The organism is Natrinema hispanicum (assembly GCF_004217335.1).
In the GTDB taxonomy this organism is placed as follows: Archaea; Halobacteriota; Halobacteria; order Halobacteriales; family Natrialbaceae; genus Natrinema; species Natrinema hispanicum.
On the sequence record NZ_SHMP01000003.1, the window covers coordinates 1,103,313 to 1,125,431 of the forward strand.

Below are 22,119 nucleotides of genomic sequence, written 5' to 3' on the forward strand. Positions count from 1 at the left end.
TTTCAGTTCAGATGACCCTCGTTTCATCCGTATCGAGCCCGCTCTCGACCGCTCTTCCGCTTGAGTCCGGCGTCCACTCACTGATCGTACCGCTGATGGGTGCGTCGGTACCGTCGGGTGCCGTCCTCGAGCGCGTGAACCTGCTTTTGCTCTTCGTCGTCGGGCTGCTGGCCGGCGCACACTGTTTGGGGATGTGTGGCCCACTGGTGACGGCGTATGCCGACCGGATCGGTGCGGCGAGCAGTAAACGCCGCGACGACACGCTCACCGGCTACGAGGTGCGCCAGCATGCGCTGTTTAACCTCGGTCGGACGGCCAGCTACGCTGCGGTTGGCGGCCTGTTCGGCCTGCTTGGGGCGATCACGATCGCCTCGAGCGAGGCCGTCGCCGCCATCGGTGACAGCGTCAGGGGCGTGACGGGGATCCTCGTCGGGATCGCGATCGTCACGAGCGGCCTGTACTATCTCCGGGGGCAAACCGCCGTTCCCGGCCACGGGCTGCCGATCATCGGAACGATCTTCCGCCGACTCTCGGATCTCCTCTCGAGTCGGATCGACCGCTACGCGACGTCGCCGGGGATTTTCGCACTCGGTGCGGTTCATGGCCTCATGCCGTGTCCGATCATCTATCCGGCGTATCTCTACGCGTTCGCGCTCGGCTCACCGACGCGCGGAGCGCTCTCGCTCGCCGCTCTCGGGTTGGGGACGATTCCCACGCTGTTCGCCTACGGGACCGTTTTGAATACCATCGGGCCCGACACGCGCGTGCGACTCCATCGTGGACTGGGGGCTGCGTTCGTCGTCCTCGGCTACATTCCCCTCTCACACGGGCTGATGCTGTACGGCATCCATCTGCCACACGTCCCGCTCCCGTACATTAACCTGTTCTAACGATGGGTGAGAATCCACGGCAGTCCGCGCAGTCGCCCGCGGCGGCAGCCAATGCAGGAACTGCGAACCCGACCGGCAACGGGTCACCGGCCGAGCCCGAGGCCGACACCGATACCTGCGACCTCTGTGATCTGCCGACTCCGCCGACCCCGATCACCGAGTCCGACGTGGACGGCTCGTTTTGTTGTCAGGGCTGTCTCGAGGTCGCTCGAACGCTCGACCGAACCGACGGCCCCGACGAGGCGGAGCTCCAGTCACGACTGGACGGCGATGACGGTCCCGATCTCGATGATCTCGAGGGCGAGGACGCCTTCCTCGCGGTCGATGGGATGCACTGTTCGACGTGTGAGGCGTTCCTCGAGACGACCGCCGAACGCGAAGCGGGCGTCCGCGGCGTGACGGCCAGTTACGCGACGGACACGATCCGAATCGTCTACGATCCCGACGAGCTCGCGTCCGACGAACTTCCCGACATCGTTTCCGGCTACGGCTATACTGCATCAGACCGCTCGAGTGCCGACGACGAAGACGCCGATAATCGGCTCGGTGCGCTCCTGTTCGGGGCCTTTTTCGGCATGATGGTCATGACGTGGTACATCCTGTTTCTGTACCCGACCTACTTCGGCTTCGACCCGATCGCCGACTTCGGCGGCTATGACGGCATGTTTCTGACGGCGAACATCTGGGTGTTTACGTCGTTCGTCCTCTTTTATACCGGCTATCCGACCCTCCGCGGGGCGTACGTCAGCCTCCGGGCAGGTCGGCCGAACATGGATCTGCTCGTTGCGCTCGCCGCACTCGGCTCGTATAGCTACAGCGCGATCGCGACTCTACTAGGGCGGACCCACGTCTACTTCGATGTGACCGTCGCGATCATTATCGTCGTCACCGCAGGGACCCACTACGAGCAGGCAGTCAAACGCCGTGCGACCGGCCTCCTCTCCGAACTGACCGAACAGCAGGTCGACGAGGCCCGCCGCGAGAGCGGCGAGACGGTCCCCCTCGAGGACGTCGATCCCGGCGACCGCCTGCTCGTCCGTCCCGGCGAGCGGATCCCCCTCGATGGCACCGTCGCGGAGGGCTCGGCTGCCGTCGACGAGTCGCTCGTCACCGGCGAATCGCTGCCCGTCGGCAAGACGTCGGGTGATCCGGTTCGGGGCGGGACCGTCGTTACCGACGCCCCGCTCGTCGTCACGGTCGGCGACGAGGCCGAAAGCACGCTCGACCGGCTCGTCTCTCTGCTCTGGTCGATCCAAAGTGCCCGTCCGGGCGTCCAGCGGTTGGCTGACAAGCTCGCGACGGTGTTCGTCCCGCTGGTCGTCACCCTCGCGGTCGGGACGACCGCCATCTTGCTCGCGACCGGCTCGAGCGTCTCGCAGGCGCTGTTGATCGGGCTGACAGTCGTGATCGTCTCCTGTCCGTGTGCGCTCGGGCTCGCGACGCCGCTTGCGATCGCCGCAGGGATTCAGTCCGCCGCCGAGCGGGGCATCGTCGTCGCCGCGGAGACGATCTTCGAGGACGCCAGAGACGTCGATGTCGTCGTCCTCGACAAGACGGGGACGCTCACGACCGGGACGATGGCCGTCGAGGACGTTCACGCCGTCGATGACGTCGATGCCGACGAACTCCTCCGGCGGGCTGGCACCGTCGAGGCACTCTCCGAGCATCCGATCGCAGCCGCCATTGCGGACGCGGCTCCCGAATCCGCGACCGAGGACGCAACGACCGCCGTCGACGAGTTCGAGCGGGCCGACCGCGGCGTCAGCGGGCTCGTCGACGACGACCGCGTCGTCGTTGGCCACCCCGACTACCTCCGCGAGCACGGGCTCGCCGTTCCCGACGCGCTCGAGTCTCGAATCAGCGAAACCCGTGACGCGGGTGACGTACCGGTCGTCGTCGGCTGGGATAGGCGGGCTCGTGGCGTGATCGTCGTCGGTGACTCGCCGCGTGAGGAACTGGGTGACGCGCTCGAGACGCTCTCGGCGGGTCGCGAAGTCGTCGTTCTCACGGGTGACGAGGGCGCGGCGGCCGACCGGTTCCGCGCGCTCGAGGGCGTCGACGAGGTTTTCGCCGGCGTCCCGCCGGAGGCAAAAGCCGAGACCGTCGACCGGTTGCGGAGTCGAGGGACGGTCGCGATGGTCGGCGACGGGAGCAACGACGCGCCCGCGCTGGCGACCGCAGACGTCGGCATCGCGATGGGCAGCGGGACGAAACTTGCGACCGACGCGGCCGACGCGGTGATCGTCGGCGACGACCTCGGTGCCGTCTCCGAGACGTTCGATATCGCGACGAGCACCCACCGGCGAATCCGGCAGAACCTCGGCTGGGCCTTTGCCTACAACGCGGTCGCGATCCCGTTGGCGGTGCTCGGCCTGCTGAATCCGCTGTTTGCCGCCGTCGCGATGGCTGCCAGTAGCGCGCTGGTCGTCCTCAATTCCTCGCGATCGATGTAGCCGACGCGTCGGCTCGACGCGTCGTCATTCGTCTGTGTCGCCGTCGGTTGCCACGATGCGCTCGAGTTCCCGGCGCTCGCCGTTTTCGTAGACGTAGGTCGTCTCATCGTCCTCGTCGCGTGTCCGTCGATGACTGCCGTCACAGAAGGGAAACGACCCCGACAGGCCGCACTGACAGACCGCGATATCACCGTTTTCGTCGTCGATATCGGACGGCTCGAGTTTTCGTGGCCCCGTCGCCTCGAGTTTGACAAGTCGTGACATGATCTTGTCTCGGATCGCTGGCGACAAAACCTTTCGCTCGCATTGGGGATTGAGCGGATGACTACGGTTGTTGCTGTCACACCACACGGATTCCGGGAACGGCAAGGTTCTTGGTATGGCTCTCGAATATCGGGGTACCCACAGCTATGTCGTCCTCTGCGGCAATGCCGACGGCGGTCGCACTCGCGGTCGTCAAAACGCTCGTCCTCATCGTCGGCGGCGTTATCACGTCGTTTGCGTACAAGGCCTATCGGCGAACCCGGCAGCCGGCGCTTGGCTATCTCACACTCGGGTTCGGACTCGTCACCCTCGGGCTGGTGCTCGCCGGCATGCTATATGAGTTGCTCACTGTTCCGTTGATGACAGGCATCCTCTTTGAGAGCCTGCTGGTTCTGGCCGGCTTTCTCGTGATCGCGCATTCGCTGTACGTCACCTGATACCTGTATCGCACGTCGATCGAACGCGAGACGCGATCGATCCCTCATGGACTGGTGTCCGGCAGTATACGAACCCAAACTGTTTTGGGATCACTCGTATCCGTGATCGGATAATACGTCGACACACGGCAGGGAGATATAGTAACAACTGAACGTTACTGCACACCTTCTCGCACGACCGCTGTGCGATCGGTGTAATCGATACAGTTGGAACTAGCGGGCACTGACAGGGCTTCTATCGGTCAGTGTCGGCCGGCCGCGACCGTCTTGGGGGTCCTACCGGTGCCCAGTGACAGGAAACCGTATGAACCATGGCGCTCCGCCCTGCCGTCGTACCCCCACCTTTCCGACGCACTTCCCGATATGATCGTCGACGGCCGAGCAGCATCCGGGGCGGCCCAGCTGGTCGCGAACCTGCCGTAACCACCCAGACGTAAGTAGACAGCATCACGAGTGATGGGTATGAGCGGCGATCCCGTCTACGTAACAACGACGTGGGGACGTGTTTCGAGTTGTCTGTATCGACGCCTCTCGACGAGTGATCGGCCATGAACGACGCCGACGACCCGGACCTGGCCGTCGGAGCCGACGCGTTCACGGACCAGGGTGCCGGGCTCGAGGTCGCGGTCGTCGGCGCGGGTGCCATCGGTGCGACGACGGCCTACGATCTCGCACGCGAGGGTGCAGCCGTCACGCTCTACGACAGCGGTCGCGTCGCAAGCGGCGCGACGGGCCGGGCCGCAGGGATCTGCTACGATGCCTTCGCGGACGGACTCGACGCTGAACTCGCGGGCGAGGCGATCGAACGCTTTCGTACACTCTCAGGCGACGATACCTTCCCGTTCGTCGAGTGTCCGTACGTCTGGCTTGCCCGCAAGGGCGACATCGACCGGGCCGACGCGATCCGCGATCAGATACAGCGGATGCAGGACAACGGTGTCATTGCCCTCGAGATGGACGGCGACGCACTCGCCGATCGGTTCCCGGCCCTGCGGACGGACGACGTCGCAGTTGCTGGAATCGCCGGCGCGGCGGGGTATGCCGATCCGGGCGCGTACACCGCCTGTCTCGCGGCTGCGGCTACCGGTGCCGGGGCGACTCTCGAGACCGACACGCCGGTCGACGTTCGAACCGATCCAGCGCGTGTCATCCGTCCGGATGGGACAGTCCACGAAGTCGACGCAGTGGTCGTTACAGCAGGTGCACGCACGAAGGCGCTGCTCGCGGATGCGGACATCTCCCTTGCTGTCAAACCCTACCGCGTGCAGGCACTGATCGCTGACGGCGATCTCGCGGAGCCGATGTGTTACGACGCGACGGGCGGCTTCTATCTGCGACCCCACGCGAACGGCGTGCTCGTGGGCGACGGCACTGAGAATCGCGAGGCGGACCCTGACAGCTACGACCGCAACGCCGATTCGACGTTCACTGCCGACATCCGTGATCGAGTTGCCCACCGGATTCCAGGTCTCGCAGACGGCGGCCTCGAGCGGGCGTGGGCTGGCCTCTGTACGGCGACCCCGGATCGAGATCCGCTCGTCGGCGCGGTCCGTGATGGGGTGTACGTCGCGACCGGTTTCCAGGGGCACGGCTTCATGCGTGCGCCGGCGATCGGACAGCGACTCGCAAGAGAAATCTGTGGTGGGTCAGGGGTCGACGCTTTCGACCCGACGCGGTTCGACGGTGACGAGGCGTTCGACGTCGTCGATGGGATGTCGCTCAATCCGAACTAGAACCAGCTGGGGACCGGTCGCCCGAATTCGGCCGACTTTCGCGGTCGACTTCGTATTGCCAGTCTCACTCCTTGTCGACGGCGACCGGCTCCGCGTTCGGATCCGTGTCGGCGTCGTCAGATGTGTCGAGCCCTGCCTCCGTTTCGGTTGTGTCCCCGATCGCAGACGCCTTCGGAATTTCGACGCTCAGTGTCCCGGTTTCGGAGAGGCGCGCCGTTCCGGCGTCCGGATCGACGACCGCGTCGGCCGGTAACTCGGCGTCGCCGGACAGCGACATCCCCCGTCCGGGAAACTGCATCTCGTAGCCCTCGTGAAACTGCCGGAATCGGTCGATATGAATCCTGACGGTGCCGTCGAGATAGCGGACCTGTACGTCGTCCGATTCGGCACCGGGCGCATCGAAGACGACGCGATAGGCGGTGTCGTTCTCGAGAATATCGACGGGGAGCGATCGGTGGTTCTGTACGCGACCGCTCGCACGGCCGACCTGACGGTAGAGGGTGTTGCCGACCGATTTTCCGAGGTCTTTGAACCTCACAGGGTGTCACCTCGGACGGTGCGTGCGGCGTGGGCGGCGGTTACGGAGACCGAGAGAAGGGCCTGACAGTACATGGCAGACATGACCGTGTGAACGGTTATGATCGCCCCGTAGATATCCCTTTTGTTCCGTACAAAAGAAACGTCTGACATGTGGATAGTTCACTTACAGCTCGACCCGCTCGAGGCAGTCAGTGCCGCCACAGACCGGGCACGACAGCGCCGAAATCTCGAAGTCGTCAGGCACGTCGTAGGTGTAATGATTCTCGAACAGATCGAGAAAACAGTCCTCGTTGGTACAAACGAACTCTTCTGTCGCTGGCATAGCGAGGACTAGCGCCACGACGCCTATCAACACCGTGGTTGGCGGAAAACTGGCGATGGTTGTGCTCGCGCGTGTAGTCACCGTTTTACCACTCGAGGCGCTATCGGGAGCCATGACTGACCCCGAGACGCTGTCGGTGACGATCGTCGACGGCTACGTCGACGAGCCCGCTCACTTCGGGGTGCCGCCATATATCTCGACGTACCCTAGGTATACGGCCGGGGCGCTCGTCGATGCGGGGGTTCCCCGCGAGCAGATCACGTACCACACGATCGATGGGCTTCGCGACGACACCAACCGCTGGCGGGATGTCGACGAGGCCGATCTCATGATCTATCTGGGGGGCATGACCGTCCCCGGAAAGTACGTCGGCGGCACGCCGGCCGAGCCCGACGAGGTTCGCAAGCTCGCCTGGACCGCAAGCGGCACGAGCCTGATGGGTGGCCCCGTCAAGTTCGGCGTCGGCGACGAAAACGCCGGCGCGACCGAGACTGAACGGCAGGACTTAGACTTCGATTTCGTCGCCAAAGGCGACGTCGAGGCTGCCGTCTTCGATCTCGTCGAAAGCGGTCTCGAGGGATTCAACAACCGCATGCGCGATGTCGATGAAGTCTCGCGGTGGGCCCAAGAGGGTGCGTTCGTGGTCGACCAACACCCGAACCATCCCAATCACCTCATCGCCGAACTCGAGACCTCGCGGGGCTGTGCTTACCGATGTTCGTTCTGTACCGAACCCCTCTATGGCAATCCCTCGTTTCGGCCGCCACCGACTGTCGTCGGCGAGGTCGACGCGCTTTCCGATTACGGCGTGAAACACTTCCGGATCGGCCGACAGGCCGACATCCTCGCCTACGGCGGCGACGGCGAAGCGCCCAACCCTGACGCCCTGCGCCAACTCTACAGCGGGATCCGCGAGGTTGCCCCGGACCTCGAGACGCTACATCTGGACAATATGAACCCCATCACGATCGTCGAGTGGCCCGAAAAGAGCCGCGAGGGGATCCGGATCATCGCCGAGCACAACACGCCCGGCGACACGGCCGCGTTCGGACTCGAGTCGGCTGATCCAGTGGTCCAGGAGGAGAACAACCTGAACGTTTCCGCCGAGGAGTGCTTTGAAGCGGTCCGGATCGTCAACGAAGAAGGCGGCTGGCGACCCGGTGAGGAACCGACAGATGCGCCAACGTTCGGTGACGACGCCCCACGACGGCTGCCCAAACTGCTCCCCGGGATCAACCTCTTGCACGGCCTCAAGGGTGAACGTGAGGAGACCTACGAGCGCAACATGGCGTTCCTCCGGCGGGTCTACGACGAGGGCTACATGCTCCGGCGGATCAACATCCGGCAGGTGATGGCCTTCGACGGCACCGACATGTCCGACACAGGAGCCGAGATCGCCAACGAACACAAAAAGCTGTTCAAACGCTACAAGACGCAGGTTCGCGAGGAGATCGACAACCCGATGCTCGAGCGGGTTGCTCCCCCCGGCACCGTCTTGCCGGACGTTCATCTCGAGTACCATCAGGACGGAACGACCTTCGGCCGTCAGCTCGGTACCTATCCGTTGCTCGTCGGCGTACCGGGCGAGCGCGCGCTCGGCCAGACGATCGACGTCGCGGTCGTCGATCACGGCTACCGCTCGGTGACGGCCGTCCCCTATCCGCTCGATCTCAATGCGGCGTCGATGGACGAACTCACTGCCATCCCTGGTATCGGCTCCAGTACCGCCGGTGATATCGTCGTCGATCGCCCCTACGAGTCGGTCGCCGACGCCAGGGTCGACACGACGGTCGATCTCTCCCAGTTCGTTACAACCCGGCCGCTCGAACGCGTGAACTGACCGCAATCGCGTCTGATTCGGCCCATGAACGGACGCTTTTTCCGTCAATTGGCAGTTCTGTGTCGGTAGTTCTATTATGGATGGGAATCAGAGGTGAAATAGAGGGTCTACCTGTGGAGATCTCTGAAAAATTGTTGTGTCTGTTCAGTACGGACGTATCGGAAGAGGAGGATCGCTACGTCATCGAGGTACCGCGGCAGGAAGTCGAGACCGGCGACATCGATCCCGGCGAGGTCTATCGTGTCGCGCTCATCTCGCGCGAAGACGAAACGAGCGGCGACGAGGGGACGACGACTACGACTCCCAAAAGTGCGCCATCGGAGCCCCAGCCGCCGGTCGATGTCGGCGAAACGCGCTACGTCGAGATCGAAGACATCGGCAAACAGGGCGACGGCATTGCCCGCGTCGAACGCGGCTACGTCATCATCGTTCCCGGAGCAGACGTCGGCGAACGCGTCAAGATCGAAGTCACCGAGGTCAAGTCGAACTTCGCTGTCGGCGAGATCATCGAGGAGACGTTCTAACAACGACCTTTTTTACCCGAGTCCTCGCGCGGCCATCGGCCGCGCTCGAACCCGGGCAAAAAATCTCGACCAAAAACACCGGCAGAGCAGAACTCTCCCGAGCTCCCGTTCACTTCGTTCACGGGAAAGATCGAGCGCGCCGCCGGCGCGCTCGGTGAAACGGCGCGCAGAGCGCGCCGTACAGTGGCTGCCACTACAGTAAAGTCACCAGTTCTTATCCGGTTTTGCCACTCGAGTCCTGACGATCTTTCTTAGGCGAGAGAATCTCCCGTGAACGACGGGGAGGTGGTCACTCATGCACGTCTTCGTGGAACTGGTGTACGTGACCGACCTATCGCAGCCCGTCTCATAGGTGGTGGAAACAGTTTCGAGCACTCACTATTCCCTGTGTCACTCATAACATCGACCGATCACTCTAATTGATAGCTACAGCGGCGGTGCTTTTCGGATTACGGTGAACCAGTACTTTGTCGGCGGGTAAGCGCCAACTGTCCGAAATAGACAAGAACAGCCCCCATCGCGGCAAGTGTCCCTCCACCGAGAACTGTAGCGAGTGCGTGGAGTGGTCTGACGAGAAGACCAGGGCCGGGTGGGATGAACAGCGAGTAGTAAATCGGGATGAGGAACGGCATAAGGATGATTGGGGCGAGGAAGAAGGTGACACCCACGAATCCACCCCACAGAAGCGGAGACTGTACCTGATGGTGGGTAGAGTGTCGATACACCAAAAACCCTGCAAGTACACCAATACCCAGCGCTATCGGCGGGACAAGGGCATCTATACCAGGGACAGGAGGATAGAGAGGAGACATACCTAATTATCCATGTACGCGGATTGTAGTCTTTCTGGAGAACGGCCCCGTGATAGATACGCAAAGCTACCTGACGGCTATTCTACCACAAATACTATCTAAATAATTGGGTTTCAACAGAGCTATCAGACTCGTCTCAGTCCTCGAGCGGCGTTCCATCCATCCGTTTCGCTCCTTCCGAATCGTGGACGACGACCTCGCCGGGGCCGGGATCGGCAGGCCGGTAGCGATCTCGGACGGCGATTGCTTCCTCGAGTTCCCGGATCGCGCGTTCTTTGAGCGCTCGCGCCAACTCCTCGGCGTCGTCGCGGGAGATATCGCGGCCGAGCCCCTCGCATTCGTGGGCACGGACGATGCCTTCCTCGCTGACAGCCTCGCCCATCGGCTGGCTGGTGCCCGCGAGCGCGATGCTGAATGGATACGTCTGGCAGATGAGTGGGCGGTCGTCGTGAGCGACACAGGAACCACGTCCCGCGTCGTCTTCCTCGTAGAAGACACAGTCGCCACAGCCGTCCGTCTGGAGCGCCCACTCGAAGGTCTCGCCCTCGAGGTCGCCGTCCTCGGACTCGGCAAGCCCGTAGGGCATCGGGCGGGCGACGTCGCGCCACTCGCGCTCCTCGTCGCCGGTCGCGGCTGCCTGCTGGAGGTCACGCACTTCGTCGGGAAATACCGTCGCGGTGTGGTCGTCTTCGTCATCGGCCGTACAGCAGGCTCCACAGCGGGTACACTCGAAGCCGATCGACTCGATCGCGTCTGCGAGATCGGCAACGGCGAGCTGGCGAGCGGTGTCGAGTTCGTCCTCGAGCGATTGCACACCTGATGGTCGGTGTCGACGGGGAAAAGTCAGTCGTCCGCGAACGGCGATACCGGCCGGTCATCCCACGTGACGTGACCCTCGACGGCGAGTTTCTCGAGGTGGGCGGCGACGGTTGCCCGCGCGAGGTCACGTACGCCCGCGAGGTTTTTGTCGTATGCCGTTTCGATGATTTCCGCGATCGTATCGGCACCAGTTGTGGCTGCCGCATGCACTCGCTGCTCGCGCTCGGCCCGGTGGGAAAGCAGGCGCTCGAGGATTGCACGAGGAGCGTTGATCTCGGGACCATGACCGGGATACAACGTCGGTGGGTCGATCGCCCGGAGTCGACGCAGCGTCGTCATGTACGCACGCATATCCCCCTCTGGCGTGCCGACGACGACGCTGCCCTCGCGGACGGCGCAGTCGCCACAGCAGATCGGGCCGCCGCGACCGGCCTCGAGCGCGACGTGGTCGGGAGCGTGTCCCGGCGCGTCCAGAACCCGGACGCGCTCGTCGCCCACCGGGATCGTCGCGCCGGGCGTGAACGTGCGATCGGGCTCCTGGCCAGTCGCGTCCCGAAATCGATCGGTGCGACCGTCGCGAGCCCACACCGTCGCGTCAGTTGCGGCCGCGTACGGCTCGACGCCGCCGACGTGGTCGGGATGGGTGTGCGTAACGAGGATGTGGTCGACGGTGTGTGCCTCGAGCAGTCGGTCGAGCGCGTCGGTTTTCGCCGCGGGGTCAACGAGTATCGCGGGCTCGTGGCCGGCCTCGTCGCGTCGTGTCTCGGTTGCGCTGACGAGGTAGGCGTTGGTCTCCCCACCCGGTGCGCGCGTCGCGACCGGGATTGGACACCGCGTGACGTGCATATCTCGACAGTGTGAGCGAGCGAAAAAGGATCTATCGTCGGCCGGTTAGCGCTCTCGCACAGGACCGTCTATGATCGTCACGCGTGCGAGCCGGGCCGGTCAGCGCTTGAGGAAGTAGACCTGTTTGCGTGCATCGCGGAAACTGTACCGCGAGCCGATGAGGCCAACGTCCTCGAGTCGGTTGAGCGCGTACCGAACGGTGCGGTCGGGAAGTAGCGATTCCTCGGCGAGTTGGCCCTGCGAGAGCGGCGAGTCGGTCTCTAACACTTTCGCGACGAGCTTCGCACTCGGTGGCAGGTCACGGAGGCGGTCACGGTATTCCTCCTCTGAGAGGAGTTCCTCGGCTGCGGTAGCACGGTCTTCGGCTGTACTCATGCTCATACTCGAGCCAGCGGCGTCGTCGGTGGTAAAGCTTCCCTATATGTGGATACGGATACTGAAGTTTGTATAAGGCATATAAGTAAGATATTAACACAGGCATATAGTTCGGGTTTCGACAACGATGGTCACGCAAGATAGCAGTACAGAGCCGGGTTCGTCGGCTGGACTCCAGTATCGTTTTATCCCAGCACGACAGTAGATTCGCCCAGTGTGAAAGGACAGGAGTGGTACCAGGCCGACGACGTCGCCGAGGAATACGACGACAAGCGCTTCTCCCGGGGCGGACAGCTGATCGACCGTCGGGAGAAAGAAGCCGTCCTCGAGGCGATCATGCCAGTCGAGGATCAGAAGGTCCTCGAAATCGCCTGTGGTACCGGGCGGTTTACCGTCATGCTCGCACATCAGGGAGCCGATGTCGTGGGACTGGACATCTCGGCAGCGATGTTACAGCAGGGACGACGAAAAGCGCAGGACACCGATCTCGCGGGAACGCTCGAGTTTCTCCGGGGCGATGCGGGCCGACTGCCGTTTCCGGACGATCACTTCGATACCGTCATCGCGATGCGGTTTTTCCACCTTGCGGACGATCCGGAGGCGTTCTTAGAGGAGATGCGCCGCGTTTCCCGTGATCAGATCGTCTTCGATACGTTCAACCGCTTTTCGGCTCGCAGCATCTACAACTGGGCGCTTCCGATGGGGTCGCGGCTCTACTCGAAAAGCGAAATCGCGGTCCTGCTCGCGAAGACGGATCTAACACTCGTCGACGTCGAGGACGATTTCCTCCTTCCCTACGGGCTCTATCGGTCGATCCCTAACTCCCTCGCGTCTCCGCTTCGGGCGCTGGACAAGGCGATCGGTGAGTTGCCGACCACCGACCACGTCGCATCGGTCTCGTACTGGAACGCACGTGTTCGCTGACCCGACTGAAATCCAACCTATTTACTACGAGGGTCTCCTATAGGTGGGTATGGAGCTCTCGGTGGTCGTCTCGACGCTCAACGACCGAGAGCGATTAGTGTCGTGTCTCGATGCGCTCGCCGAGCGAACGCCGACTGAAACCGAGTGCATCGTCGTCAACGGCCCCTCCTCGGACGGCACGACTGGCGTCGTCCGTGACCGCGACGACATCGACGTGCTCGTCGAAATCTCCGAGCGCAATCCGAACGTCTCCCGCAACGCCGGCCTCGAGCTCGCGACGGGCGAGGTCGTCGCCTTCATCGACGGCGAGTACGCGATCGACCATAGCTGGTATTCAGCCATCGACGAGTCAATGGCTGATGGGACCGATGTCGTCACCGGTCCCGTGACCGGTCATCCCCTTCACGCCGGTCAGTCGTCCGACGCCGTCGCTGGCCGGACTGTAACCCATTTCCACGGAGACAACGCCGCCTTCGATCGATCCGTCCTCGATGCACTGGATGGCTTCGACGAATATCTCACAGCGGCGGGTGAGCGCGACTGTGCACATCGGATCGCGAGCCTCGATTTCGAGGTGTCGTGGAACGCGGCGATGGCCGCTCGCTGTGAGGTCGGAACCGATTGCGGCGCGGTGATCGACTCGCGGGAATCTTCGTCGGAGCTTCGTTCTGACGGTGGCCGCACCGGTCCTGACTGGGGGGCGACCTATCGGTCGCTGTCGTACCGGCTGGCGAAAAACTATGGGCTGCGGCCGGGCGTCTTCGCTCGGACTGCCGGGAGCGCAATTCGAGAAGGGGCTACTGGCGTGTGCCGGCTGGCGGCCGGCGAGGCGACACCAACGAGCTGGCTCTCTGATGGGACCGATGTCGTCAGGAACGTCACACGCGGCCTGTGGGATGGCGTCCGAGCCCGCTACCGTGATCGCTCGCCTCGCCGTAACCCCAACGGGCTCTCACAGCGACACGATCGCGCAGTGCAGGTCTACGACTGGCGGTAACTGACGGCCTCAAAAGCGACACTCGAGCGCGCCAACCCAGTTAGCGGCATCGACGATCGCACGGGCAATCTGGTAGTGTATTCGAGGACACTCACGCTACCGATCAGTTTTCCTGACCGTCTTCGTCTGTTGGGATACGTCAAATGAACATTTCAGTCTAAGGTACTTTTATCCCCGTCCCCGACCGTCGATGAGGTATGGATCGACGACAGTTTCTGGCGGCCTCGAGCAGCGGACTCACAGCAGCGGCGGCGGGCTGTCTGGGCAGTCCGCTCAGTAGTGACGATCCCGAATCGGGCCCCGGTGCCGACCCCGGAGCAGAATCGGACATGAAAGCACGAGACGGTGAGATCACGGTCAGCGCCAGCGGAGAAGTCGAAACCGAGCCGGATCAGGCGGTCATCGATGTCGGTGTGGAGGCGTCCGGCGAAAGCGCAGCCGCCGTCACCGAAGAGCTCTCGACCGGCGCTGCCGAGTTGCGGACGACGTTCGACGACCTCGGGATCCCCGAGGAGAACATCGAGGATGGACGATATCGGGTTCATCAAGCACACGGTCGAACCGCAACCGGCTATGAGGGGGCACACTCCTTCGAGGTGACGGTCACCGACGTCGACCGCGTCGGCGAGATTATCGATGCAGTGACCGAAGCCGGTGCGGACGACGTGGGTCACGTTCGCTTTACGCTCCGTGAGGAGACGCGATCCGAACTGCGAAACGACGCGATCGACGACGCACTGGCAAACGCCGACGAGGAGGCGTCCCACATCGCGGACAACCGTGGCGTCACACTCGAGGGGACGACGGCCGTTTCGACCGGTGACGTACGGGTTCACCCGGTCCATCTCGAAGCCGAAGCCATGACGAGCGCTGACGCGGCAAGCGGCGGGGCACCGCAGACTGAAATCGGGACGGAGCCGGTTCGCGTGAGCGCCAGCGTGACGGTCACGTACGCCTTTGGGGCGTAACCGGCGTGGGGCCGGCTGACAGCGATCTGGACAGCACAGCCGACATGTGATCAGATCACCGCCCGAAAGAAGCCATTACCTTCGTTTTCTGCTGTCGGACACGCCGAGCAGTCGCCGAGAAACAGTTGTCACTGCGTGGGTGACGGACGAAAGACGAAACGCTCAGTCAGCAGTCGTCGTTAGTCGTCAGCTGGAACCGCTCGCGAGTCAGCTCGCCCGGAAGCCATGGCGAGCACGTCGTCGAAGAAGTCGAGGGTGTCTTCGGGACCGGGGTTCGCTTCGGGGTGGTACTGGCGGGTGATCACGTCGTACTCGACGCCGTCGATTCCCTCGGGCGTATCGTCGTTGACGTTGATCTGGGTGACCTCGAGGTGTTCGCCGGGGTCGGCGACCGTGTAGCCGTGGTTCTGGGTGGTCATGACGACTTGCCCGGACTCGAGATCGAGCACGGGCTGGTTGACGCCGCGGTGGCCGAAGTCCATTTTCTCGGTCGAGCCGCCGAGGGCTTCGGCGACGATCTGCTGGCCGAGACAGATGCCGGCGACGGGCGTGTCCTCGACGAACTCCTCGACGAGCGTGATGGCCTGCTCGAAGTTGACCGGGTCGCCGGGACCGTTCGAGATGAAAAGGACATCGGGCTCGACGGCCGCGACGTCGTCGACGGTCGCGTTGTAGGGGAACACGTGGACGGTCGCGTCGCGTGCGAGCAGCGAGTCGACGATCGAGCCTTTCGCGCCACAGTCGATCAGCGCCACGTCGGGGCCGTCGTTATCTTCGCCGTGGACGACCGGGTCGTCGACGCTGACCTGTGCGCCGATGTCGGTGTGGTCGCTCATGGCCTTGCACTGTTCGAGTTCGGCCAGTGCGTCTTCCTCGGTGACGTCCTCGCCGACGGCGATACCGCATTTCATCGCGCCGCCGTCACGAATGTCGGTAACCACATCACGCGTGTCGAGGTGGTCGACAGCCGGGACGTCCTCGCTTTCGAGCCACTCGGCGACGTCCTCGGTGAGTTCCTTTGCAAGCACCGCACGCGGATGGACGCGGTCGGACTCGAAGCGCTCCTCGCGGACGCCGTAGTTACCGATCAGCGGGTACGAGAAGGTCAGGACCTGCTCCTCGTAGGAGGGGTCGGTCAGACTCTCCTCGTAGCCTGTATATGCTGTTGTGAAAACGAGTTCACCGCGGGCCGTACCTGACGCACGACCACGTCCCTCGAGTACGTGGCCGCCTTCCAGTGCGACGTAGGCTTCCGTCATTACGATCTACGTATCGGATGGATGTTGATAAGTGTTGTCTTCGAAGCTCAGTTACGATTTTCGTAATCGGTAAGTGCGGGTCGGCTGTAGGTACGTATCTCTATGGACGACCTGGACCGACAGATCCTCGATATCCTCCGGCGTGACGCCCGAACGCCGTATACTGAGATCGCAGACGAGGTTGGGACGAGCGAGGGGACCGTGCGCAACCGTGTCGAACGAATGATGGACGACGACGTCATCGAGCGCTTTACCATCTCGACTCGGACGGGGAACGTCCAAGCGATGCTCGAGATCAGCGTCGCGGTCGACGTCGATACCAAGGGAGTCTCCGAGCGGATGGCGGAGTGGGACGAGGTCGACTTCGTCTGGATGGTCTCGGGCGAGCAGGACATCGTCCTCGTCGTCGACGCCGCGGACACGCGCGGGGTCAACGATCTCATTACGAAGGCCCGCGATCAGGACGAGGTTGTCAGCACGAAGACACGATTGATCTTAGACGAAGAACTCGGGTAAGCGTGGTCTGGGGTCGGCTCGAGCGACCTGATACTGTCGGACAGAACGACATGACGCCGGTCGCGAATTCGCGGCCGTCTCCACACAGGCGATGGCCACATGTCTGCGTCCGGCTTCGTCGTGACTGCTGGCCAGGAGTCTGGGGTCCGGATGCCGTCGGTATTCTCAGTGCGTTGGAAAACCTCGATTCCTTTTTCGAGTTGGTTTTATAGTCACAGATAATGACTACTGGGGAGACGCCTGCCGAGCAACCTGACTCGGCAGTGTCCTCCGATCGCGGGACACGGTCGGATCAGGAATGTTTGACGACGCTCGAGGAGTACGAAAAGATATTCGACGCCGTCGAGGACGCCGTTTTTCTCCTCGATGTCGATCGAACGGCTGACGGTCGCACGTACCGATATCGACGCGTCAATCCCGCATACGAGACGATCACCGGCCTGACCGGCACGGAGATTCGTGGACGGACACCGGCCGAAATCTTCAGCGCGGAAACGGCGGCTGCCGTCACCGAGCGATACGACGCATGCGTCGAACAGGCGGCGACGATCGACGACGAGACGACGCTGTCGCTTCCTGCCGGCGAACGCACGCTCGAGACGAAACTGACACCGACCGTCGGAAACGGTACGGTCGACCAGCTCGTCGGGATCGTTCGTGACGTCACCGAGCAAAAACGAAAGGGGTGTGAGCTCGAACGGAATCGGGCACTCCTCGAGAAAGCCGAGCAGCTCGCAGCCGTCGGTGGGTGGGAACTCGATCTGCGGTCGGACGACCTCCGGTGGACCGACGGGACACGCGAGATCTTCGAGGTCGGTGCCGACTACGAGCCGACGCTGTCTGCGGCACTCGAGTTCTATCACCCTGCCGACCGGGATCGAATTCGCTCGTTCGTCGAGACGTGTCGGGACGGCGGGGAGCCATACGACGTGGTACTGCGAATCGTCACCGCTGCGGGGAACGAACGATGGGTTCACACCGTCGGCGAGCCAGTCGTCGACGGCGGTGAAGTCGTCGCGTTACGCGGCGCAATCAGAGACGTAACGGCGCGAAAGGAACGCGAACAGGAGCTCCAGCTCTTTCAGCAGGCGGTCGAACAGGCGGGCCACGGGATCGTGATCACGGATCGCGAGGGAACGATCGAGTACGTCAACCCGGCCTACGAGCGAGACAGCGGGTATACCCACACGGAAGCTGTCGGGCGAAACCCGCGGCTGGTCAAATCGGGCAAACACGACCAAGCGTTCTACGAGCGGCTCTGGGAGACGATCTGCTCGGGCGAGGTCTGGGAACACGAACTCATCAACCGCCGGAAATCCGGGGAACTGTACCACGTCGAGCAGACGATCGCGCCGATTACCGACGACGAGGAGATCACACACTTCGTCGCGATCGAATCCGACGTGACCGACCAACGACTGCGCGGACAGCGACTCAGCGTCCTCAACCGGATCTTGCGACACAACATCCGAAACGGGATGAACGTCATCCAAGGGAACGCAACACGGCTCCGAAATCTCACCGGCGACGAGCGAGACGAGGCGCTGACCGCGATCGAAGAACAAGCCGCCGAGTTGTGCAAGATCAGTGACAACGCCGCGGCCGTGCGGGACCTGTTCCAGCGTGACCGCCATCCCGACGCCACCTGTGATGTCGGTTCGATGCTCTCGCGGCTGGCGACCGACTTCGACGACGACTATCCGGACGCAGACATCACGGTGACCGCACCCGAGCACGTCACGGCCCAGGCCGACGACCGACTCGAGACGGCGATCCGGACGGCCGTCGACAACGCCGTCACCCACACCGATCGGCCAGTCCCCGAGATCACCGTCAGCGCGACCCCAGCCGATGGTCCCGCGATGGGCGACTGGGTCGATGTTTCCATCGCCGACAACGGGCCGGGGATCCCGCCACAGGAACGACCGATGGTCGAACGCGAAGCCGAGACACAACTCGTTCACGGAACCGGCCTCGAGCTGTGGCACATCTACTGGATCGCCAAGAGCTTCGGCGGCGAGATGCGGATCACGGACAACGATCCGCGGGGGAGTATCGTCACGATCCGTGTCCCAGCAGCCACGACGTAGCGCAATGGACGGAGCCGCGGGAACGCCAGCAGTAACGGCCAACTGGCGGGGTCGACTGGCGTCAGTTCTCATCCGGTGGGCTCCCGACACCGGGCGTCGGCTCCTCGAGCGTGTCGAGCACCTCTTTTCGGCGATGGAGCTTCCGATATCCCCGTCGGAGGAGCCGGTCGAAGCCCGTCCGACAAACGCGTGCACGGACTCGTCCGTCACGGATCGCAGCAACGACTGCTGCCGGCGTGAGCTGCTCGGCTTCGATAACCGTGTACGCTCGGCCCACCTCGAACGGGTAGTGGGCGTCGCTCCCACCGATCAGCGGCAGTCCACGGTCGTCTGCGAGCTCCTCGACGAGTGGCCGCGAACGGGGATGTTTCCCGTTGACTTCGATCGCGTCGAACGGGATCTCCTCGAGTTCTCGGACGGAACTGTTTCGAAACGGGTGCGCGACGATCGCGGCACAGCCGCGGTCGTGTGCCAGTGCGACTGCGTCCGCCGGAGAGAGCACCCCCGGCTCCGTCTCCGCGGGCGGGTCGGGGCCGACGACGAGGACGTGGCCGCGGTCGGTCGTGATTTCGATCCCCGGGATGAGTTCGACGGCTCCAGTCGGCGTCAATGGCGTGTAGTAATCGTGATTCGTTGTCGCGACCCCGTCGAGGCCGCGCCGGTCAGCCATTCCGGTGAGTAGACGGACGCCCAGCGGGTCGAACCGATCGCCGAGCCCCCGATAGCCATGAAAGAATCGCGTGTGTGCGTGCAAATCGACGGTATACACGGGAACGCATACGCCAGCGAGGCCCTTTTGCCCTCGGCTGGCGTGTTCCAGATCATGTGCCCGGAGGGGACAGCCGGCGGTCGCGGTGATGACCGCGTGCTCATCCTCAATCCTGTCAGCGGCAGTCAATCCCATGTCGACACTGTGGTCGAACTGGGGACCGAACATGGCTTCGACGTCCGAAAAACCGAGAAAAGCGGCGACGCGAAACGGTTAGCCCGCGACGCTGCACCCGATGCCGACCTTATCGCGGCAGGCGGCGGCGATGGCACGGTGAACAAAGTGGTTAACGGGATCGCTGCTGCGAACGAATTCGAGACGACGACAGTCGCTGTCGTCCCCGCAGGGACGGGCAACAACTTCGCGACGAACATCGGGATCCAGGGGATCGAGCACGCGTTTGCAGTGATCGAGGCGGGACGACGGCGACGGATCGATCTCGCCAGTGCGAACGATCGGATCTTCGTCAACTCCTGTGTCGGCGGCATTACCGCCGAAGCAAGCAGCAAGACGGAGCCAGCGAGCAAGGCGAACCTGGGCGTGCTCGCATATGTCAAAAGTATGTTTGCGACGATGGGGTCGTTCGACTCGCTGCCGCTCCGGGTGGAGACGGCTTCAGGACCGAACGGGAACCGAACACGAGCCTGGGACGGTCGGGCCATGTTCGTCCTCATCGGGAACTGCCGACGGTTCACTGGCGCTCGAACGGCACAGGCCAACGTCGAGGATGGCCTGCTCGAGGTAACGATCGTCGAGGACGCCGCGGCGATGAACCTGCTCAGCGATGCGGCCCTCCAGCGGCTGTTGGGACGTGATAGCAAATACGTCGTTCGCCGGCGTGCCCCGTCGCTCGTGATCGAGAGCAATCAGGACGCGATCAAATACAGCCTGGACGGTGAGATGCTCGAGGCCCACTCGCTTTGCCTCGAGACGATCCCAGGGACACTTCAGGTCGCTGTCGGCGATGAGTATCAACCCGATCCGAATATGGGGTTCGTCTAACTGTCGGTGACCGGACGTGGCTTTTTGTCATCGTTTGGACTGTGTGACCCTCGAGCAGTTGCGGTGCGTTCGCGTCTCGAGGTGAACTGATACCCTATGATACGGACTACTGTACGTAATTTCCGGTGCAACCGCGACCCGCACTGCGGTTGCACCGGTACATCGTTACAGCAGACCGTATGAGGCGATACTGGTTTTACGAGTCGACGTAATTGTGGTTCTATGAGCACGCCACAGGAGGATGTCCAACACGAGAACGCCGGACAAGACGTGATCGCCGTCGACGCCGACGACAACCCACTCGAGCTCGTCAACCGGCTGGACGCCCATACGGGCGATGGGATCCGCCACCGCGCGTTCACCTCGCTGGTCTTCGATGGCGAGGGCAACATCTTGCTCGCCCAGCGAGCGCCGGAGAAACGCCTCTGGGGGACCTACTGGGACGGCACTGTCGCCTCCCATCCCGTCGAGGGCCAGAGCCAGGAGGAAGCGACCCGACAGCGACTCGAGGAAGAGCTCGGAATCACGCCCGACCAGTACGACGACCTGCGGCTGACCGATCGCTTCGAGTACAAACGCTACTTCGAAAACGAGGGCGTCGAACACGAGGTCTGTGCCGTGTTGCAGCTGACACTGACTGATCGCAGCCTCGAGCCCGACGAAGACGAGGTTGCCGGACTGATGTGGGTTCCCTACGAACGACTCCACTCGCATCCGGAGTGGTACCGACAGCTCCGACTCTGTCCGTGGTTCGAGATCGCCATGCGCCGGGACGTCCGGTAGGTATCGTCGGTCGGTCGGTCGCGCGCTTGCGAGCGTACCGAGTGGCTTGATCGTCCCCGACATGGGCCTCGAAACGCCGTGTCTCTGCAGCGACTGCTGGTGTGGACCGGTGAAAATACGATCACGCTGCAACTATGGGGTACGGTAACAAGGCTTATTAGGTTCCTGTTCGTAGCGTTGTCTGAGGACCGACGAAACAGGTCCCGTGTGACGAAATGAGCTCCTCACCACCGGAAACCGAGACGTACGAAGTCACGCTCTCCAGAGACGAGCAATGGGTCGCCCATCACGCGCTCTCGAACCGCCTCGACGCTGCGCTCGATGCCGACGAGAAACCACCTGAATGGACGATCGAGGTACTCGAGACGATCGAAGCCGACGGCGACACGGAGCGGCTCACCGGGTCGCAAGCCGACCGGCTCTATGACACGCTGGCGACGTACGTCGACCGTGAGGAGACACCACCAAGGGACGTCAGCGACGCCACGACCGTGCTTGCGCGACTCGAGGACGTTCGTACTGACTGACTAGACGGTCACGGGTCGGTTTTTTTGCAGTCGATCGTACAGCGCCAGCGAGCCGTCGCCGTTCAGGGTCGAGTCGTCGCCCAGACGGCCGTAATCGCAAGCAAAGCGGCTGGCGCAAGCGGCAGAATCAGCAACGCGAATCGGTATCCCTCTCCACCGGGTGGGACCAGATAGATCGCGACTGGAGCGATGACAAATGCAAAGACGATAACGCCGACGAGAAGCCAGCCGCGCCAGTCGAACTCCCGGTCGACCGCATCGGGGTGGGTCGGCTCGAGACCCCCGCCCCCGCCGGCCGGCTCTTCGGTCCCCTCTTCACCGTTTGCGTCGAACGCCGCTGGATCGTGGACGTAGCCGCCGTCGTCGCTCGAGCTCACGACCGGACGTATCGAGCGCGTCGTGAAAGCCCTCACGGTTCCGGCACCCGGG

Annotated in this window: 23 protein-coding genes; 14 read left to right on the top strand and 9 right to left on the bottom strand. The window is 63.1% G+C overall.

The window, feature by feature from the left end; translation table 11 throughout:
* The first annotated feature begins 11 nt into the window (after positions 1–11).
* A complete protein-coding gene (locus tag BDK88_RS06325; RefSeq protein WP_130499647.1) occupies positions 12–890 on the top strand; it encodes a sulfite exporter TauE/SafE family protein in 879 nt (292 codons plus the stop codon).
* Positions 891–892: 2 nt separating this feature from the next.
* The gene (locus tag BDK88_RS06330; protein WP_130499648.1) at positions 893–3,343 is read left to right on the top strand and encodes a heavy metal translocating P-type ATPase; all 2,451 of its coding nucleotides are present in this window, start codon (positions 893–895) and stop codon (positions 3,341–3,343) included.
* 24 nt (positions 3,344–3,367) lie between these two features.
* On the opposite strand, the gene BDK88_RS06335 is transcribed toward BDK88_RS06330, so the two are convergent.
* Positions 3,368–3,607, bottom strand: coding sequence for a CDGSH iron-sulfur domain-containing protein (locus BDK88_RS06335; protein WP_130499649.1), 240 nt, complete (start codon positions 3,605–3,607; stop codon positions 3,368–3,370).
* 146 nt (positions 3,608–3,753) lie between these two features.
* Here BDK88_RS06335 and BDK88_RS06340 point away from each other — a divergent pair, with 146 nt between their 5' ends.
* Together BDK88_RS06340 and BDK88_RS06345 are read left to right on the top strand one after the other, a co-directional pair.
* Positions 3,754–4,044 (top strand): DUF7521 family protein, encoded by a 291-nt coding sequence (locus tag BDK88_RS06340; protein WP_049911528.1) that lies wholly within the window; start codon positions 3,754–3,756, stop codon positions 4,042–4,044.
* A gap of 548 nt (positions 4,045–4,592) precedes the next feature.
* Positions 4,593–5,777 carry an NAD(P)/FAD-dependent oxidoreductase gene (locus tag BDK88_RS06345; RefSeq protein ID WP_130499650.1) on the top strand — a complete coding sequence of 395 codons (1,185 nt, stop codon included), beginning with the start codon at positions 4,593–4,595 and terminating at the stop codon, positions 5,775–5,777.
* Between the two features lie 64 nt (positions 5,778–5,841).
* On the opposite strand, the gene BDK88_RS06350 is transcribed toward BDK88_RS06345, so the two are convergent.
* Complete coding sequence (locus BDK88_RS06350) at positions 5,842–6,315, bottom strand: Hsp20/alpha crystallin family protein (protein WP_130499651.1); 474 nt, start codon at positions 6,313–6,315, stop codon at positions 5,842–5,844.
* A 165-nt stretch (positions 6,316–6,480) separates the two neighbouring features.
* A complete protein-coding gene (locus BDK88_RS21085) occupies positions 6,481–6,639 on the bottom strand; it encodes a DUF7559 family protein (RefSeq protein ID WP_165396915.1) in 159 nt (52 codons plus the stop codon).
* Between the two features lie 112 nt (positions 6,640–6,751).
* Here BDK88_RS21085 and BDK88_RS06355 point away from each other — a divergent pair, with 112 nt between their 5' ends.
* The gene (locus BDK88_RS06355) at positions 6,752–8,479 is read left to right on the top strand and encodes a radical SAM protein (RefSeq protein ID WP_130499652.1); all 1,728 of its coding nucleotides are present in this window, start codon (positions 6,752–6,754) and stop codon (positions 8,477–8,479) included.
* A gap of 113 nt (positions 8,480–8,592) precedes the next feature.
* A complete protein-coding gene (locus BDK88_RS06360; RefSeq protein ID WP_008009056.1) occupies positions 8,593–9,003 on the top strand; it encodes a TRAM domain-containing protein in 411 nt (136 codons plus the stop codon).
* 948 nt (positions 9,004–9,951) lie between these two features.
* Here the strand turns inward: BDK88_RS06360 and BDK88_RS06365 are convergent.
* From BDK88_RS06365 to BDK88_RS06375, 3 genes are all read right to left on the bottom strand, one after another.
* The gene (locus BDK88_RS06365; protein ID WP_130499653.1) at positions 9,952–10,629 is read right to left on the bottom strand and encodes a YkgJ family cysteine cluster protein; all 678 of its coding nucleotides are present in this window, start codon (positions 10,627–10,629) and stop codon (positions 9,952–9,954) included.
* A 29-nt stretch (positions 10,630–10,658) separates the two neighbouring features.
* Positions 10,659–11,480 carry an MBL fold metallo-hydrolase gene (locus BDK88_RS06370; RefSeq protein ID WP_130499654.1) on the bottom strand — a complete coding sequence of 274 codons (822 nt, stop codon included), beginning with the start codon at positions 11,478–11,480 and terminating at the stop codon, positions 10,659–10,661.
* Between the two features lie 99 nt (positions 11,481–11,579).
* Positions 11,580–11,861: a MarR family transcriptional regulator gene (locus tag BDK88_RS06375; RefSeq protein ID WP_130499655.1), complete on the bottom strand. Its 282-nt coding sequence runs from the start codon at positions 11,859–11,861 to the stop codon at positions 11,580–11,582.
* 210 nt (positions 11,862–12,071) lie between these two features.
* Between BDK88_RS06375 and BDK88_RS06380 the strand changes: the two genes are divergently transcribed.
* From BDK88_RS06380 to BDK88_RS06390, 3 genes are all read left to right on the top strand, one after another.
* A complete protein-coding gene (locus BDK88_RS06380; protein WP_130499656.1) occupies positions 12,072–12,779 on the top strand; it encodes a class I SAM-dependent methyltransferase in 708 nt (235 codons plus the stop codon).
* A 49-nt stretch (positions 12,780–12,828) separates the two neighbouring features.
* Complete coding sequence (locus tag BDK88_RS06385) at positions 12,829–13,776, top strand: glycosyltransferase family 2 protein (RefSeq protein WP_130499657.1); 948 nt, start codon at positions 12,829–12,831, stop codon at positions 13,774–13,776.
* Positions 13,777–13,973: 197 nt separating this feature from the next.
* The gene (locus BDK88_RS06390) at positions 13,974–14,744 is read left to right on the top strand and encodes an SIMPL domain-containing protein (protein WP_130499658.1); all 771 of its coding nucleotides are present in this window, start codon (positions 13,974–13,976) and stop codon (positions 14,742–14,744) included.
* Positions 14,745–14,923: 179 nt separating this feature from the next.
* Here BDK88_RS06390 and carA read toward each other — a convergent pair whose 3' ends face one another.
* A complete protein-coding gene (carA, locus tag BDK88_RS06395; RefSeq protein ID WP_130499659.1) occupies positions 14,924–16,003 on the bottom strand; it encodes a glutamine-hydrolyzing carbamoyl-phosphate synthase small subunit in 1,080 nt (359 codons plus the stop codon).
* 102 nt (positions 16,004–16,105) lie between these two features.
* Between carA and BDK88_RS06400 the strand changes: the two genes are divergently transcribed.
* On the top strand, positions 16,106–16,519 hold the full coding sequence (locus tag BDK88_RS06400; RefSeq protein WP_008009069.1) for an Lrp/AsnC family transcriptional regulator: 414 nt from the start codon (positions 16,106–16,108) through the stop codon (positions 16,517–16,519).
* A gap of 221 nt (positions 16,520–16,740) precedes the next feature.
* A complete protein-coding gene (locus BDK88_RS06405) occupies positions 16,741–18,609 on the top strand; it encodes a PAS domain-containing protein (RefSeq protein ID WP_130499660.1) in 1,869 nt (622 codons plus the stop codon).
* 61 nt (positions 18,610–18,670) lie between these two features.
* Here the strand turns inward: BDK88_RS06405 and BDK88_RS06410 are convergent, their stop codons facing one another.
* Positions 18,671–19,378 (bottom strand): PHP domain-containing protein, encoded by a 708-nt coding sequence (locus BDK88_RS06410; RefSeq protein WP_130499661.1) that lies wholly within the window; start codon positions 19,376–19,378, stop codon positions 18,671–18,673.
* Between the two features lie 54 nt (positions 19,379–19,432).
* Between BDK88_RS06410 and BDK88_RS06415 the strand changes: the two genes are divergently transcribed.
* The 3 genes from BDK88_RS06415 to BDK88_RS06425 all read left to right on the top strand — a co-directional run bounded on the left by BDK88_RS06415 (position 19,433) and on the right by BDK88_RS06425 (position 21,690).
* Entirely contained in the window at positions 19,433–20,380 is a 948-nt protein-coding gene (locus BDK88_RS06415; RefSeq protein WP_130499814.1) for a diacylglycerol/lipid kinase family protein, read from the top strand.
* Between the two features lie 222 nt (positions 20,381–20,602).
* A complete protein-coding gene (locus BDK88_RS06420) occupies positions 20,603–21,163 on the top strand; it encodes an NUDIX hydrolase (protein ID WP_008009076.1) in 561 nt (186 codons plus the stop codon).
* Between the two features lie 215 nt (positions 21,164–21,378).
* Positions 21,379–21,690 carry a DUF7853 family protein gene (locus tag BDK88_RS06425; protein WP_130499662.1) on the top strand — a complete coding sequence of 104 codons (312 nt, stop codon included), beginning with the start codon at positions 21,379–21,381 and terminating at the stop codon, positions 21,688–21,690.
* 62 nt (positions 21,691–21,752) lie between these two features.
* On the opposite strand, the gene BDK88_RS06430 is transcribed toward BDK88_RS06425, so the two are convergent.
* Complete coding sequence (locus BDK88_RS06430) at positions 21,753–22,067, bottom strand: hypothetical protein (RefSeq protein ID WP_130499663.1); 315 nt, start codon at positions 22,065–22,067, stop codon at positions 21,753–21,755.
* Positions 22,068–22,119 lie beyond the last annotated feature (52 nt).